We start from the raw sequence: 15,834 nt of genomic DNA, 5'->3' as shown, positions 1-15,834 counted from the left end.
AGCGACCCCGAACTCAAAAAACTTCCCGCAGATACTTCACCTTCGGCTTGCCGCCACCGGGCGTGGGCAGGCCGATTAGGTAGTCGGTCGCGTAATTGAGGCGCTCGCGTTTTTTCTCGGGCACGGTGAAATTGTCCCCCTTCTGCATGATGATACGCGCAATCGGCATTTCACCAAAAGCCTTTGTGCCGGCCGATTCGATGGGGAACCACTGCCCGCGTTGCTCTTCGTCCTCAAGGTAGAACTCCGCATACTGGTGCTCGTGAGCCCAGACCATACGCGCGGGGATTTTCTCGGTGCGGCACATGGCCACGAACAGTACGCTCACAGCTTGGCAATCGCCTTTGCAGAGTTTGAGTGCTTCCACGGAGGAAATATTTTCGCCCTCAACGTACTCGATCTTGTCGAAAGCAAAATCATACAGAGCTTCGATCCGCTCCCAGGCGGTGGCGTCTTCGGAAACCTCGGCAAGGGCTTCCTTCACGGCATCACGGATCTTGCGATGGTTCACATCGATATTCTTGCTACGACCGAGATACATCTTTTGATCTCGCTGAACCTTCTTGGGAACGACAAGATGATCCGTCTCCTCAGGCGGCAGGATTGTTTTCGTGCGCACGCGGTAAGTGAGAATCGCCCGCGCTTCGGCACCCGCATTAAGGCGTGGGATCGACACGACCAGCTGCTGCGCCTCGCCACCTTTGACATCGCGAATACCAAACCCTTGCACGTCGGCTGTGATATCCTCGGCTTCTTTGAGCACTTCCTGCTCGGGACAATTGATCGGCACGGGAATCGTTGCGTGAATGTTTTTTACCGCACCGCGTGTGGCGTCTACTTTCACTCCCACGCGAAGACTCGACTCGAAAGTCTCGCCAAATTTTGCTAGAGAGTTTCCCTCTGCGGCCTGTGTGGCGATCTGAGCTTGAGCGTTGCCCGCGAACATAACTGCGGCGAGCATTACTGCGAGAAGAAAACTTGAATAGGAGCGAAGGCTTTTCATGCCTCTATTCTACCTTGTTGCGAATCGCGACGCCAAATTTCCTATCCCCAATAAACGACAAGAACCCTCTAACCGTGTTCAGGAGGGCACAGAGAGAGGGCTCTTGTTTCGATGAATCGCGATTCTCTTATCGGTCTCCGTAACCTGGACGAGACGGACCAGGGTCGTTGTCACGAGTGCTGCCACCGCTGCTTGAAGGTGTCGGTTGGGACATACTGCTCGAGTAGCCACCATCGTTGACTCTCTCGCCTTCGATCGTCTGGCCTTCCATCGGGTAGCTGCTACCGTCGTAGATGACACCGCCGTTGCAATCGGAGCAACCAGCACCGCCTTCGCCGACGTAGCCGCCGAAGTATCCGCTGGAACCACTCACCCAGCCCTGTGTGCCGCAACCACAATTACCACAGTCACCACAGGTGTCGCCGCAAGGAGGGCATGTTTCTTGACACGGCATACATTGCATAGGGGCAGCTTGATAGGCCATGGGGGCCTGCATGACGGGGGGCGCAACAGCGGTTGGAGCTTGCATCACCAACGGCGCACCAAGTGCAGCAGGAGCCACGGTCGTTGTGCCGCACGGAGCGCCACGACGGAACAAGCTACGGACTTTTCCGAAACAACTCGTACAGCCTGTGTTACCGACGGTAACGACAGCCAACAATAATAAAATGGGTACATTCCTCATAGTCCGTACTCCACGGAGCGCGCACACGTTTCGAAGGGGCACTTCAACGAGTACGCAAGTTTGGGGAGGGAGCCAGCTTTCGACAACTGTGAAGAAAGGATGGCCTTCAGGGGGGAGTTCCGCGGCGGGAACAAAACGGGGGGGCCCCAGCAACATTCGCTTCAGGAGGGCAATGCTGCCGGGACATAGGAAACGTACCTCACTACCGATGATGTGCAAATTAAACACGGCAATTTTTTGGTGATTTCTTTTTGCAACACGAGACGCCACTTACTGAATGACTACCTAGCCGTGGAGCTACACCTCACCCGGAGTTCTCCGTTAATAGTTTTTCCAAGCACCACTCCGCACGAGTCCATTTTGCGTGCTACCCTTGCGTAGCCCCAAGAAGCCAGTGGCTTTGTATGCGTATCGCATGAAGCGATTATCGCGTGTCTGCTAAACCCATACACGAACCATCTCCCGCTAGACATGAAGTCCCCCTCCCCCGCCCTTCGATCGCGACTGTTTGTCGCGCCATTACTCTTGCAGTTCATGCTGTTTGTCGGCGTAGTCTGCACGCATTCGCTCAACTCGCAAAAAGCAACTGCCCAAGATCAAATCTTCTTGGTAAGTACGCGCGGCATCGGCACCAAGTGCAGTTCCAAGGCGATGCAAGAAGGCCTGCGATGCGAACAACTTACTCGCGATACCGATGGAGAACTTCGCTGGCATGCTTCTCATTGGAACAAGATCACTGACGACTCCACGCCGACCGTCATCTACGTCCACGGAAATCGCATTCCCAGCGGCATCGACAAACCCCATGGGCTGCAAGTCTACACAACACTTTGCCGTAGTCAGGCTACGACGCCGCTGCGGTTCATCATTTGGTCGTGGCCCTCGGAACAAATCCGAGGACAGTTAAAGGACTATCAAGTGAAAGCGGCCCGCACGCGCCCTGTGGGCTGGCAACTCGCGTGGGCGGTCGACCAACTCTCAGCCGAAACCCCAGTCGGCATCGTTGGCTACAGTTACGGCGCGAGGGTTGCGACGGGCACCCTGCACCTGTTGGCTGGCGGAAGTTTAAATGGCCTGAAACTCACCCAACGCAGGCACCCACAGCGAGCCCCCATTCCCACAGTGCTCATCGCTGCGGCCACGAACCAAAGCTGGCTCAGCCCTCGAGGGTATCACGGCCGCGCTGGGCGGATGATGGACAGCCTCATGCTCGTAAACAATAGGCACGACCCGGCCATGAAGTTCTATGCCCTCGGCATCGGCCAACGCGGCGCGAGGGCACTCGGCTATGAAGGGATCGCCGCCCGCTCGCTCACGAAAATCAACGGCAAGTTCCGTTCCTACGATGCCACCAAAGGCGTAGGTCGCGATCATTCGCTCCACAAGTACTTAGCCGCAGTTCCGCAAATCGCGATGCTTAAACAACAAGTCGCATCGCAGCAGGTGGTGTCCAATACGGCTTCCGCAACCTACAAGCAATCGCCACGCAGCTAGCTACACCTACTGGCCCCAATTCGTAGGCCGTAACAAGGGACGCAGTTACGACCTGGCGTTGTCTTGCAGATGTTCACGCCGTAACTGCGCCAAGCTTGTTACGGCCTGCGTAATTATGGCTATACTAGAGCCATGAAAGATGTCACTGCTTACTGGAATGGCGACTGGGTCCCTCAGTCATCGCTGAGCATCGGGCTCAACGATCTCGGTTTCACTATGGGCGTCACTGTGGTGGAGAGGTTGCGTACGTTCAATCATCAGCCCTACCGGATTGAACAACACATTGCCCGCCTACGAAACTCACTGGAAATCGTAGGCTGGAACCCCACACTGGCCAAAGAGGTTCGCACCGCGATTGAGAAGTTCGCCGCAAAGAATGCCGACCTGATGCAGTCGGGCGACGACTGGTCGATTTGTGCATTCATCACACCGGGCAAGTCCCACGATGCGGCCAGTCCCAACGTCTGCGTCCACGGCAATCCCCTGCCCTTTGCCAATTGGGCCGAGCAGTACGAAACAGGCGTCGCGGCGGAAATTGTGGACGTTCGTCAGCTGGATGCGAATAACCTGCCGCCACAATTAAAATGCCGCAGCCGGATGCACTACTACTTGGCCGATCGTGAAGCCGAACAATGCACATCCGGTGCGCGTGCCATTTTGCTCGATCAAGACGGAAACATTGGCGAAGGCACTACCGCCAACGTGATTGCCTACTTCGAAGATCGCGGCTTAGTAACACCGCGACACAAGAACGTACTGCCTGGCATTAGCCAAGACGCTCTGTTTGAAATCGCCAACCAGCTCGATATCGCGTGCGAAGAGGCAGACCTATCGCCGGCGGAGTTCGCAAACGCCGATGAGATCTATTTTGCTAGTACCTCGATTTGCCTGTTGCCGGTAGTGCGGCTAAGCGGCAAGCCTGTCGGCTCGGGGAAAGTTGGCGCGACGCTCAATAAGCTACTGGAAGCCTGGGGCGAGAGCGTCGGGGTAGATCTCGCCCGACAAGCGTTAGCGTTCTCAAAAAGGTAAACGATCGACCGCGGGACGCGGTGGGCTAACGAAAATGCTCACCATTCTTGCAAGTTCAACCCTGCACTAACGTTCCCCACACGAGTTGGCCCGCATCGTCCCGATGCCGCTTTGAAGTGTCGTCAAGCAAGCCGATCAAATCCCTGCAAAGTAGTTGTGCACTGCCACATCCACCGTGTCGCGCGAAGCTTCCAATGGAATCCCCGTGAATTCGCACAAATTGCATATCTGACGGATCAAGTCGCGGGGATGGCAGTAACGCAGTGGGCGATTCTTCGCTCGGAAGTGGCGTTCGATCAAGTAATCAACTACTTCGCCTGGGCATTCGCAGTTGTTGGAAGCTGCCAACTGCATGAACAACTCGGCGAATTCCGTCTCGTTCGGGCTCACCACTTCAATCTTGTAAGGAATGCGACGCAGGAACGCTTCATCAACCAGCGCACCCGGCTCAAGGTTCGTGCTGAACACCAGCAGCATCTCAAACGGCGTGCTCACTTGCCGACCGCTGGCTAGGTTCAAAAAGTCATAGTGCTTTTCCATCGGCACGATCAGCCGATTGAGCATTTCGGAGGCCGGCATGCGTTGGCGGCCAAAGTCGTCGATCACTAGGGCACCGCAGTTGGCTCGCATTTGCACGGGCGCTTCGCATATACCGGTCGCCGGATTGTATTGCAGCTCCAATTGAGCCATCGTCAGCTCGCCACCCACCACAATCGTGGGACGTTGGATGAGAATCCAGCGGCGGTCGTAGGAAAACTCACCCAGCAACTGCTTCACTTCCGCCTCTTCAACGGCAACGTGGCTACGTGGGTCGTACAAGCGAACCAGCTCTCCGTCGATCGTCACCGTATGCGGAATCCAAATATACTCACCGAAGCTGCTTACGACGCGTTCAGAAACGCTCGTTTTACCATTGCCGGGAGGGCCGTACAGGAACAGTCCGCGGCCATCGTTAATCGCTTGACCCAACTGACTGAGTAGGGAACCACTGAGTTTCAATTCACAAAGAGTTTCCTGCAAATCAGCCAGTGTAATCTTACTATGCCTGAGCGATTGAGCCTCAACGGCGTCGATGTATGATTCCAACGCTACAGGTGCCACACCAGAGTAGGTGCACTGCTCGGAAAGCCGCTTCGCCCGATCATGCCCGGCCTCGGTCAGTTGGAACACATAGTCTTCCAACCCTGCTGAGCCTTTAATCGCAACGAGTAACTCACCACGGAGCCGCTCGAATGCTTCAAGAATCAGGGGCCGTTGCACACCGCAATTCTCAGTCGCTGCCCAACTGGTCGATGTGCCGCGCAATAGCAGTAGCTTCAACAGCAAGTGCTCGATTTCACTCTCCTCAAGCCGCGCTTCTCCGAGCGTCTTCGGCTCAGCAGGGACAAATCCCTGGTCAGTAGAGCGGGAGCCTTCGCTTGCATCTGCCCCGTTAGAATTAGCTGCAAAGGAGCTAGCGTCTGTCGAGTTACCAGCGATCAGGGCTGGATTCAAGAGCGGAGTATTCATGGCAGCAATACTTATATGCGTAAGGTGTGTACGAGGCTTCTTCCTATCTTCAACTCAAACATGCGTCACCCCCCGCAGGCTGTCCAACCGGGAGTACCCGCTACCCGTAATCGACATGTGTTCTGCCGCAAGACCGTAGGAGTAAGAACGAATAGTCGGGTTGTGCGAGCATCAACCAGGAATTTTCGCGCAGAGACGCGGAGACGCAGAGGTCTGGTGGATTGCCATTATGAACCCCATAACCTGAAACTCAATAAAGCCGCACCCTCTGATCGAATTGATTTCATTGGTAGCGTGAATCTCTGCGACTCTGCGTCTCTGCGTCTCTGCGCGAGACCTGTAATCCAACCTCCCAATTGGACCCCCGATTGCCGCCTCCCCTTCAATTGCGATACAATCAATACAAACCGACTCAATTCCACTAGTGACACGAGTAATCGAGCATGTTCGAAGGACTACAAGACGGACTAGGCAGTGCGCTGAAAACCCTGCGCGGTAAGGGAAAGCTCAGCGAATCCAACATGCGCGACGGGCTGAAGCTCGTCGAAAAGTCGCTCTTGGAGGCAGATGTCAGCTTCGAGGTCGTCCGCACCTTCATGAGCCGTGTCACCGAACAAGCCGTCGGCGAAAAGGTCCTCAAGTCGCTCAACCCGGACGAGCAAGTCGTCGGCATCGTCCACCAGGCGCTCATCGACCTCATGGGACCCGTCGATCACTCGCTGCACCTCAAGGGCAAAGACGAAGTCACCGTCCTGATGATGTGCGGCCTGCAAGGCTCTGGCAAAACCACCACGTGCGGCAAGCTGGGCCGGATGCTCAAAGAATCAGGCCGCAAGCCGCTGCTCGTCGCGGCCGACCTCCAACGCCCCGCCGCCATCGACCAGTTGCACGTGCTCGGCGAGCAACTCGGCATCGACGTTTACTCCGATCGCACGAACAAAGACCCCGTGAAAGTTTGCAACGCAGCTCTCAAAGAAGCGAAGAAGCTAGGCGTTGATGTAGTCATCCTCGATACGGCCGGCCGTTTGCATGTGGATGACGAGCTCATGGGCCAGCTCACCAACATCGACCGCCAGTGCGGGCCGGATCAGGCGCTGCTCGTCGTCGACGGCATGACCGGGCAAGACGCCGTCAACAGTGCCAAGGCGTTTAACCAAGCGCTCGAGCTCGATGGCGTTGTCATGACCAAGCTCGATGGCGACGCTCGCGGCGGTGCGGCACTCTCAGTCAAACAAGTCACCGGTGTGCCGATCAAGTTCATCGGCACGGGCGAACATCTCGACGCGCTCGAGGAGTTCCACCCCGATCGCATGGCAGGCCGCATTCTTGGGCAGGGCGATATCCTCTCGCTGGTGGAAAAAGCGCAACGCGAGTTCGATCAGGACGAGATGCTCGCCCAAGAAGAGAAGATGCGCAAGGGGGAGTTCACGCTCGACGACTTCCGCAAGCAGCTCGGCCAAATCACCAAGCTGGGCCCCATGCAAAAAGTGATGGGCATGATCCCCGGCATGGGCGGCATGATGGACTCCCTGGGCGACGATGTCGACCCCGAGGCCGACATGAAACGCCTATTCGGCATCATCGACGCGATGACGGCCGAAGAGAAGCGTAACCCCACGAAGGTGATCGACCAAAGCCGCCGCCGCCGCATCGCCGCCGGCAGCGGCGTGCAACCCAACGAGGTGAACGACCTCGTGAAGCAGTTCGACGCCATGGCCCAAATGATGACCGCCATGGCCGGCAAAGGCATCAAAGAACGCATGAAAATGGCCCGCGAAATGCAAGCCAGCGCCATGGGCGGCGGTGCACTCACCAAGAAAAAGCAGGGTACGGGCAAACGGCTAACACCGAAGGAAAAGGCGGCAGCCCGGAAGGCTCGGATGAAAGAGGCGCGGCGTAGGAAGCGTGGGGGGTGAGTATTATGTCAAGTCCTTTGAGAAAGGCTGTCACTTGAAAGAAGGCAACTTCGCAAATCTTGCAATTGATCAAAGCGATGGCACTATTGAATTGCCAAGTGGCGACACTAGAATTCGGTGGCTGCTTCTAAAGATTTTCTCAATTACTTTCCCGTTGATTGTGACATGGTTGCTTGTCAAACAACCTGACGATTTGTGGTATGCAGGAATACCAGTACTAGCATGGATCATAGCGAGCATCTTTCCCGATAGAGAGCTTGACCTCAAGAATAAGATCGTCACTCTCAACATGCGTTTCCTTCAGAAGGTTACGTTGTTCTCGTGGCAATGGCCCATTGGGGATTCTCACGTCATCCAAATTCACGTCGAGGCGTATGGCAGCCCTGGCAGTGGCAATCACGGTTATGTTCACAAAGTATGCAGTGTGGAGAATCGAAAGCGTATTACGGTGCGTGATTTCGTACTCAGGACCAAGGTTCATCAAGACGAGATCAGCGAATTTGCAAGATCAGTCGGGGAAGCTCTCGAGCTGAAGTGCGAGGGTTACGTTGAGAAGCCTGGATTCTTTTGGCACTGATTATCTAAGTGCGTTTCGCTGACACTCACGGCACCCTGCTTTAGCACTGTCTCATGGGGTCGCGCGAGAGAGCATTGGCACTCTGCAGCCAAACGCCATAATGTAGCTATCCACCAACATTCAATTAGCCGATGCCTAATTCGACAATCTCTCGCAACTGGCGGCTGCGACTGGCTTCCCCGATGCCCCCTCTTTCATCAATGCCCCAATTATTACCCTCCCGCTTGCGGGAGGGTCGGCCTCTCAGGGCCGGGGAGGGTAAACTGGAAACTCTCCAAACAACTTCCCCTCTTCAGCGAGCGTCACCGATGGAGCCCGAACCAATCCAAACCGAGCGAGCACGTCCACTACGTCGTGAGCAGACGAAATCGGAGTCCTTACTGTGGGCTCTATTACGTGGAAGACAATGTGGCGGTTTGAAGTTTCGTCGCCAACACCCAATCGGCTCCTACTTTGCTGATTTCGCCTGCGTTGCCCAGCGATTGGTGATTGAGATCGATGGCGGCTACCATGACGCGATTGGTGAGAAGGATTTAAAGCGTGAATCTTATCTCCGCAGTCATGGCTGGCAAGTCATTCGATTTACGGATGAGGACGTCGAGACGGATGTGGAAGCGGTTGGGTACACAATAATGCGACAGGCGGGCTTGCCGCTAAGCGGGCTAGATGGCTGCTTCCAAAAACGCGACGGTGGCGGTTCGGGGCTGATGCACGAAAGCGCACCTGAGGCAACGAAAGATTCGGTTCGGGATGCTCAGAATGCAAAGAAGAGCCCTCCCCTACGCTGAGACGTCGACCCTCCCGCAAGCGGGAGGGTAAAAACCGGCGTGAGACATGCTCGCGATGTGAGGTTCTTGACTGGCTTAGCTACCGTTTAGAGCTAACGCTCAAAAAGGCACGTACAAGAGACCAATCGCACGCGCTTCTTCTGGTGGCATCGCTTCGGCGATCACGAGGATATCATTGATTGCACGGCCTACCGAGTGATTGTCGATATCTGTAAATATCACACCGGGCATTGGCAGGCCCTGCTGCATTCGAGTCTTGGCAGCATCGGTCATGGTTTGTCGATCATTCGAAATCAGGACGCGACCTTCACCAGCTGCCCAAGCCAGCACATCAGGATCTTCGGTCCCCTCAGGAAGGACATCGATTGATCTTACGAAGTCGATGGCTGAGTTCTTCTGCAACACCTTCACAATCCCGCCGTGCAAATCCGCATCACTTGCCAGCTGCAGCATCTGCCTGCCTCTTTTCTTCGAGACGCTTTAGCAGTTCTTCTCGGGTGGGAGTTTTGGGATGGCTTGCTTCCCACTCAGCGCGTGTCGCTTCTTCCTCCTGATGCAGTCGCTCAAGGTATTGATCTACCGAATCGCGATGGCGGAGATAGTAACTGATCGTGCCATAAATATCAGGAAGCTGAAGCGCCTCATAGGCTTCGAGAATCTCCTCAGCGGTCGAACCTTGGCGGTACTCGCGGATCACAGAAGCAAGTCGAACTCGGCTATTGCCTATGACCACTTTTCCACCGGCCATCACGCGCAGTGGTGGGCGAGCCGCCTCAATTGGCAGCTCGGGCGGGAAATCGGCGTTGGTTTGGTCAATGGTAGGCGTACTCATGACATCAATCCTCAGAGGAAATCTCTACACCTTCAATTATACCCGATAGAGAACCTGTTTCGCCCAAAATTTCACCCCTCGCCCACTTGCCAGATCGACCCTAAATCTGCCACAATACTGAGCTTGCGCCCCATCGATTGGGGTTGTCCGACCAACTTGTAGCGTTTTAGAAGACAGCTGCAGAGTCATTTACCTGGAGATTAGCCGTGGCGGTACGCATCCGCATGAAGAAGATGGGCCGGACCCATCGCCCTTATTACCGCATTTGTGCCATCGATAAGCGCTCGCCGCGTGATGGCCGCGTGCTTGAGGAATTGGGCACTTACGACCCGAACATTGCCGATACCGACGCCCGAGCCACGCTCAAGGCAGATCGTATCGACCATTGGCTGAGCGTCGGCGCCCAGCCGAGTGATCGAGTAGGCACGCTTATCAAGAAGTACGGCACTGGCGGCACGCGTGTCGCAGAGAATGCCGCGGCTCGCGAAAAGCACGCTGCCCCGAAGGTGGTCCCCGATGCTGGCGAACCCGTCAGCAAGGCGAAAGACCCTGTCGAAGAAGCCGCCAAGGCGGAAGCGGAAGCTAAGGCCGCTGCAGAAGCTGCAGCCGCCGACGCTCCAGCCACCGAGGAAAAGACTGAGGAGGCTGCCGGCGAAGAGTCGAAGCCCGCAGAGGCGACAACCGAGGAAAAGGCGGAAGCTCCTGCTGCGAAAGAAACCAAAGAAGAAGCACCGGCAGCTGAAGAGGAAGCCAAGGAGTAGTGCCGCTTGCGGCTTAGCCGTCCTGTGGGCTGAGTTATCACAGTTGCCCAGCACATCGTCATGCGTTTCGACATCCTCACCCTGTTCCCCGAGATGTTTCCCGGGTACCTGGGGCAAAGCTTGTTGAACCTGGCAATTGAAAACGGCTTGGTCGATATTCAGTTGCACAACATTCGCGACTGGTCGAAAGACGAGAAACACCACAAAGTCGACGATCGCCCCTTCGGAGGCGGAGCCGGCATGGTCCTCAACCCAGGACCCGTGGTTGAGGCCGTTGAGGCGGTCCAATCACAGGCAGGACAAACCGCCAAGGTCATTATGCTGACCCCCGGCGGAGAGAAACTAACACAGCGTGTCGTCGAACGCCTAGCCACCCATGAGCGGCTGATTCTGCTCTGCGGTCGTTACGAGGGCTTCGATCAACGCATTACCGACATTTTAGAGCCTGAGGAGATTTCACTCGGAGACTTCATCGTCAATGGCGGTGAGGTCGCGGCCATGGTCCTCGTGGATGCAGTCGTGAGACTGGTCCCAGGGGTCCTGGGCGATGAGGACAGCAACCGCTACGATTCATTTTCCACAGGAAATCGCCTCCTAGAGTATGCCCAATATACACGCCCCCGAGAGTACCGCGGCCACACCGTGCCCGAAGTGCTCCTGAGCGGCGACCACGAAAAAATTGCCAAGTGGCGAGAAGCAAACAGTTTAGAAAGAACCAAACAGCGACGCCCCGATCTTCTGGATTGACGCACCGCATATTTTTTAATCACAGAGATCACAGAGGACACGGAGAAACACTAAGAGTGGTTTGGCTAACAAACCTCCGTGTTCCTCCACAGTGTCAGCCTAGTTGGCTCTGTGGTTCAAAAAGAAGAAGCTGAATTAGGAAAGCAACGCCATGAATCAACAAGAAATTCTCAAGTCCGTCGAACAATCGGCCATGAAGGAAGAGCGTCCTCAGTTCGAGGTCGGCGACACGGTCGATGTCCACACAAAGATTCTTGAAGGCGAGAAAGAGCGCATCCAAGTGTTCTCCGGCGTTGTGATCGCACGCAACGGTTCCGGCTCGAAAGAGATGTTCTGCGTCCGCCGCATCGTGGCTGGCCAAGGTGTCGAGCGTAAGTTCCCCGTGAACTCCCCCCGCATCGACCACATCGACATCAAACGCAGTGCCGTCGTCCGTCGGGCAAAGCTATTCTACCTTCGCGAACGCCAAGGTAAGGCCGTCCGCCTCAAAGAACGCCGCGTTGATCGCACGAAGTAGGGATTAGGAGAATTGGGAATAGGTAATTAGGGTAGGGGTTGAAACTGAGCCCTATTCCCTATCGCCTAGATTCCCGTGCCGCTCTTCTCTCTTTTGCGCAACTGGCTCGCCGAACGCGTGCGCCCTCGGTCCCTCAGTGGCCATCTCACTTTAGGGAATCGCGGCGAACGCGCTGCCGCGAAGTACCTCAAGCGACTCGGATACACAATTGTCGTTACGCGTCAACGAGTGCGTTATGGCGAGATCGACATCATTGCAATTGACGAGTCGGGTAGCAGGCGCACACTCGTTTTCATCGAAGTGAAAACCCGCCGCCGAGCCGACCACGGCCGCCCCGCCGAGGCGGTTGACCTCACTCGTCGCACTCGCATGACTCGTGCGGCGCTCGCCTTCCAAAAAGGCCATGGCCTGCTGGAGCACCCTGGCCGCTTCGATGTAGTAGAAGTCGTCTGGCCGAAAGAGTCTGCCCAGCCAGAAATCACGCACATTATCAATGCATTCGAGGCTGAGGGTCGCGGGCAGATGTTCCGGTAGAAATTGTTCGAAAGCTAAGATTCTCTCAAATCCCTAGCCCATGTTTCTTCCTGACATGTTGCGAACGTTGGAATTACTCCCCCTAATCACCTCGCCTCGAATCCGCTACAATACAATCCCTGTGGAACCCCATCCAAATTCTCCAATAGTCTCCGCAGGAACTTCATGGCTAAGCACATTTTCGTAACTGGTGGCGTGGTTAGCTCGCTTGGTAAAGGTCTTACCAGTGCCTCGATAGGCATGGTGCTTGAGCGTCGTGGCCTCAAAGTACGGATGCAGAAGCTCGACCCGTATATCAATGTCGATCCCGGCACGATGAGCCCTTACCAGCACGGCGAGGTGTACGTGCTGGACGATGGCAGCGAGACCGATCTCGACTTGGGGCATTACGAACGCTTCACCAACTCGCCGCTCACACGCGATTCCAACTACACGACTGGGCAGATATACCAGTCGGTCATCAACAAAGAACGCCGCGGGGAGTTCCTCGGCAAGACCGTCCAGGTGATACCGCACATCACCAATGAAATTAAATCTGTCATCAAACGACTCGCCGGCGAAGGCGAAGATGCGGCTGACGTAGTGATCACGGAAATTGGCGGCACCGTTGGCGACATCGAAAGCCTGCCGTTTCTAGAAGCCATCCGCCAGTTTTCGCTCGACGCAGGTAAAGAAAATTGCCTGTACATTCACCTCACGCTCGTGCCCTACCTGAAAGCAGCTCGCGAGCTGAAAACCAAGCCCACGCAGCACTCGGTCGGCCAACTTCGAGAGATTGGTATTCAGCCGGACATTCTCATCTGCCGCTGCGAACACTCGATCAGCCGCGAAGACCGCGAAAAGATCGCCCTGTTTTGCAACATCTCCTACGATGCCGTAATCGAAGAGAAGGACAAGGATTTCTCGATCTACGAAGTGCCACTAAGCCTCGTGGATCACGGGCTCGATCGCCTGATCTGCGAGAAACTCGACCTCCGCACACCAGAGCCCGACCTCACACCGTGGCACGACCTGCTGAGCACCCTTCGCAATCCAGAGCACGAAGTGAGCATCGCCGTAGTTGGCAAATACGCCGAGCATCGCGATGCATACAAATCAATCTACGAAGCCATCGACCACGCCGGCATTGCCCATGCGGCACAAATCCGCGTGGCGCGGATCCAGAGTGAAGAGATTGAGTCCGAAGGCGCAGAACGCCTGCTCTCTGGGTACGATGGCATCCTCGTACCCGGTGGCTTTGGCGAGCGGGGCATCGAGGGCAAAGTCGCGGCGATCCGCTTTGCTAGAGAACGGGGCATTCCTTTCTTCGGAATTTGCCTAGGAATGCAATGTGCCGTTGTGGAATTCGCCCGCAACGTGTGCGGCTTGGATGCTGCTCATTCCACCGAATTCGATAATGAAACCCGCGAGCCCGTCATCTGCCTACTCGACGACCAACGCACGATCACCGACAAGGGCGGCACCATGCGACTGGGCGCCATGCCGGCAAAGCTCGACCCTGAAAGCCATGCCGCTTCATGCTACGGCACTACAGAAATCAACGAGCGGCATCGCCATCGCTACGAGTTTAACAATCAGTACCGCCAACGCTTCGAGGCCAACGGTTTACGTATCGCCGGCACGAGCCCCGATGATTCACTTGTTGAAATCGTGGAAGTGCCTGACCACCCATGGTTTCTGGCTGTGCAGTACCACCCTGAGTTCAAGTCAAAGCCCACACAAGCTCAACCCTTGTTTGCCGGCTTCGTCGAGGCAGCCATCAAGCAGCGTGAAACACGCCGAACAAGAAACAGCGAAGCAAAGCCAGCCACAGAAGAACCTACCCAAGAAGCAGCCAATTAGACACAGGGTATCGCGGACGACAAATCCAATCGTAGGGTACTGCCGACTGGAACGAGGCATACCCTACCAAACTGAAAACTCAACACTGCTAACTGGAAACTATCTATCATGTCTGAAGAAAAGAAAATCATTATCGACGAAGACTGGAAGTCCCAAGTCACTGCAGAGAAAGAGGCGGCTGATAAGCAAGCTGCCGAGACGGGCGCCGACGAAGCGGCGACCGGGCAGCCCGGCATGTTTCCCGAAGCGTCTATTGAAATGCTCATCAGCATCTTCGTCACCGAAGCGATGGTAGGCATGGGCCAAATCCCCCACCCTGCCACTGGCCAGCCGCAACCCAGCCTTGAGCAATCTCGCTACGCAATCGACATGCTCGAAGTCCTCCAGGAAAAGACCAAAGGCAACCTCAGCGACGAAGAAGAAAATACCCTGCGCGACCTGCTGCACCAGCTCCGCATGGCGTTCGTCGCCGTCCAGAGCCAGCAGCAGCCCCCCACTTCGCCGATTCAAACCGAATAGGTTTGAACCACAGAGGACACGGAGTTCTCAATTGCACCGTTCCTGCGGGGCTAGAGATTGCTCGCTTCTTCTGCTTCGACTAGCTAGCTAATACGTCAGTGTTCTAGCATGAGTGCGAAGGTGTGTTCTTGATAGAAGTTTAGCAGTGCAGTTCGTCCGTGTTCTCTGTGCCCTCTGTGGTTCAAAAAGAAGTGCCAACCAAGATTCAAGGCTGGGCAAACCACTCGAAAGAAAAATCCACCACGCCCAGTCGGCATAAAAGTTCGGCATTCCGTAGCCGAGTTAGCTCCTCCGTAAGCGACTTGCATTCCCCGGATCGGTGACAACGAATCGGGTAAAATGGAAAAGCTAATAAATCAAACGACCGACTGGGCGTAGTGGTGGCTCCAAGTGTGTTATTGTGTGGTTAGCTAGGTAGCCCCCGGCGCAAGCCGCGGGGTCATTCGTGTTATGGGCTCGCTAACTCGCAAGTTGTTCAAACAACTCACGGAAGCCCGGCATGTGTTCTCCAATATGGTTCCCCCAGGCCTCGGGCCGCCACAGCTCGATACAGGTCGCGGCACCGACTACCAGCAGCGATCCTCCCGGCTCTACGCCAAGGAATTCTCGAAAGCTGTCGGGAATCGCAATTCTTCCTCTCCCAGTCACGGGAATCGTCTTATGTCGGGTTGATAGCAATCGTCCCAGCATCTGTACTTCGTTACCTTGGCGGGCCAACCGGCCACTCTTGATTTTTCCTTGCACAAGCTCGAGCCCCTCTGCGAGCCAGTGCTGCCATGCATCGCGGCGCCAGATACTCACGCACCCTGGCCGCTCCTTAGCTAGCGTGCACTCTGCCGGGCTGTCTGAATCCGCTCCGCCTGCGATCGCCTCCGCCCACTCCGTGGGCAGCGACACCCGGTAACGCTCATCCAGCGACCGGCTCCACTCGCCCACAAACAGTCCCGCTCCTAACTCAGCTAAGCCTGATTCAGGAGCATTTTCTTTGGCGGGTGATGCCATGCACGTGCCTTAGTTTGCCGATTATCTGCTGGACGAATACCCCTCCGTGGAGTTGTCTGGGGCCTTTTCCCCGTTTTTT

Annotated in this window: 17 protein-coding genes; 11 read left to right on the top strand and 6 right to left on the bottom strand. The window is 55.8% G+C overall.

What is annotated here, in order from left to right:
- Positions 1–13 precede the first annotated feature (13 nt).
- Together HG15A2_RS06625 and HG15A2_RS06620 are read right to left on the bottom strand one after the other, a co-directional pair.
- Positions 14–1,003, bottom strand: coding sequence for a transglutaminase-like domain-containing protein (locus HG15A2_RS06625; protein WP_145059031.1), 990 nt, complete (start codon positions 1,001–1,003; stop codon positions 14–16).
- A gap of 127 nt (positions 1,004–1,130) precedes the next feature.
- Positions 1,131–1,688: a hypothetical protein gene (locus HG15A2_RS06620; RefSeq protein ID WP_145059030.1), complete on the bottom strand. Its 558-nt coding sequence runs from the start codon at positions 1,686–1,688 to the stop codon at positions 1,131–1,133.
- A 471-nt stretch (positions 1,689–2,159) separates the two neighbouring features.
- Here HG15A2_RS06620 and HG15A2_RS06615 point away from each other — a divergent pair, with 471 nt between their 5' ends.
- Together HG15A2_RS06615 and HG15A2_RS06610 are read left to right on the top strand one after the other, a co-directional pair.
- The gene (locus HG15A2_RS06615; RefSeq protein WP_145059028.1) at positions 2,160–3,182 is read left to right on the top strand and encodes a hypothetical protein; all 1,023 of its coding nucleotides are present in this window, start codon (positions 2,160–2,162) and stop codon (positions 3,180–3,182) included.
- A gap of 132 nt (positions 3,183–3,314) precedes the next feature.
- Complete coding sequence (locus HG15A2_RS06610; RefSeq protein ID WP_145059026.1) at positions 3,315–4,211, top strand: aminotransferase class IV; 897 nt, start codon at positions 3,315–3,317, stop codon at positions 4,209–4,211.
- 135 nt (positions 4,212–4,346) lie between these two features.
- On the opposite strand, the gene HG15A2_RS06605 is transcribed toward HG15A2_RS06610, so the two are convergent.
- Positions 4,347–5,720: an ATP-binding protein gene (locus HG15A2_RS06605; protein ID WP_145059024.1), complete on the bottom strand. Its 1,374-nt coding sequence runs from the start codon at positions 5,718–5,720 to the stop codon at positions 4,347–4,349.
- A gap of 443 nt (positions 5,721–6,163) precedes the next feature.
- Between HG15A2_RS06605 and ffh the strand changes: the two genes are divergently transcribed.
- The 3 genes from ffh (at position 6,164) to HG15A2_RS06590 (ending at position 9,001) form a co-directional block, all read left to right on the top strand.
- Positions 6,164–7,636: a signal recognition particle protein gene (gene ffh, locus HG15A2_RS06600; protein ID WP_145059022.1), complete on the top strand. Its 1,473-nt coding sequence runs from the start codon at positions 6,164–6,166 to the stop codon at positions 7,634–7,636.
- Positions 7,637–7,796: 160 nt separating this feature from the next.
- The gene (locus HG15A2_RS06595; RefSeq protein WP_145059020.1) at positions 7,797–8,213 is read left to right on the top strand and encodes a hypothetical protein; all 417 of its coding nucleotides are present in this window, start codon (positions 7,797–7,799) and stop codon (positions 8,211–8,213) included.
- 308 nt (positions 8,214–8,521) lie between these two features.
- Positions 8,522–9,001 (top strand): endonuclease domain-containing protein, encoded by a 480-nt coding sequence (locus tag HG15A2_RS06590; protein WP_145059018.1) that lies wholly within the window; start codon positions 8,522–8,524, stop codon positions 8,999–9,001.
- Between the two features lie 99 nt (positions 9,002–9,100).
- Here the strand turns inward: HG15A2_RS06590 and HG15A2_RS06585 are convergent, their stop codons facing one another.
- Positions 9,101–9,454, bottom strand: a complete 354-nt coding sequence (locus tag HG15A2_RS06585) for a DUF5615 family PIN-like protein (RefSeq protein WP_145059016.1) — start codon at positions 9,452–9,454, stop codon at positions 9,101–9,103.
- Positions 9,435–9,833: a DUF433 domain-containing protein gene (locus HG15A2_RS06580; protein ID WP_145059014.1), complete on the bottom strand. Its 399-nt coding sequence runs from the start codon at positions 9,831–9,833 to the stop codon at positions 9,435–9,437. The genes HG15A2_RS06585 and HG15A2_RS06580 overlap by 20 nt, the downstream gene beginning before the upstream one ends.
- A gap of 206 nt (positions 9,834–10,039) precedes the next feature.
- Between HG15A2_RS06580 and rpsP the strand changes: the two genes are divergently transcribed.
- The 6 genes from rpsP to HG15A2_RS06550 all read left to right on the top strand — a co-directional run bounded on the left by rpsP (position 10,040) and on the right by HG15A2_RS06550 (position 14,753).
- Positions 10,040–10,594, top strand: coding sequence for a 30S ribosomal protein S16 (gene rpsP / locus HG15A2_RS24780; protein WP_218932365.1), 555 nt, complete (start codon positions 10,040–10,042; stop codon positions 10,592–10,594).
- Positions 10,595–10,654: 60 nt separating this feature from the next.
- A complete protein-coding gene (trmD, locus tag HG15A2_RS06570) occupies positions 10,655–11,341 on the top strand; it encodes a tRNA (guanosine(37)-N1)-methyltransferase TrmD (protein WP_145059012.1) in 687 nt (228 codons plus the stop codon).
- A gap of 151 nt (positions 11,342–11,492) precedes the next feature.
- A complete protein-coding gene (rplS, locus tag HG15A2_RS06565; RefSeq protein WP_145059010.1) occupies positions 11,493–11,858 on the top strand; it encodes a 50S ribosomal protein L19 in 366 nt (121 codons plus the stop codon).
- A 75-nt stretch (positions 11,859–11,933) separates the two neighbouring features.
- Positions 11,934–12,392 (top strand): YraN family protein, encoded by a 459-nt coding sequence (locus tag HG15A2_RS06560; protein ID WP_218932364.1) that lies wholly within the window; start codon positions 11,934–11,936, stop codon positions 12,390–12,392.
- A gap of 165 nt (positions 12,393–12,557) precedes the next feature.
- The gene (locus HG15A2_RS06555; RefSeq protein WP_145059008.1) at positions 12,558–14,234 is read left to right on the top strand and encodes a CTP synthase; all 1,677 of its coding nucleotides are present in this window, start codon (positions 12,558–12,560) and stop codon (positions 14,232–14,234) included.
- Between the two features lie 108 nt (positions 14,235–14,342).
- Positions 14,343–14,753, top strand: coding sequence for a DUF1844 domain-containing protein (locus HG15A2_RS06550; protein WP_145059006.1), 411 nt, complete (start codon positions 14,343–14,345; stop codon positions 14,751–14,753).
- A gap of 459 nt (positions 14,754–15,212) precedes the next feature.
- Here HG15A2_RS06550 and HG15A2_RS06545 read toward each other — a convergent pair whose 3' ends face one another.
- Positions 15,213–15,755 (bottom strand): division/cell wall cluster transcriptional repressor MraZ, encoded by a 543-nt coding sequence (locus HG15A2_RS06545; RefSeq protein WP_145059004.1) that lies wholly within the window; start codon positions 15,753–15,755, stop codon positions 15,213–15,215.
- Between the last annotated feature and the right edge of the window lie 79 nt (positions 15,756–15,834).

This window comes from Adhaeretor mobilis (genome assembly GCF_007741515.1).
Classification (GTDB): Bacteria; Planctomycetota; Planctomycetia; order Pirellulales; family Lacipirellulaceae; genus Adhaeretor; species Adhaeretor mobilis.
The sequence above is the reverse complement of the archived record's forward strand: the minus strand, read 5'-3'. Positions and strand labels throughout refer to the sequence as shown.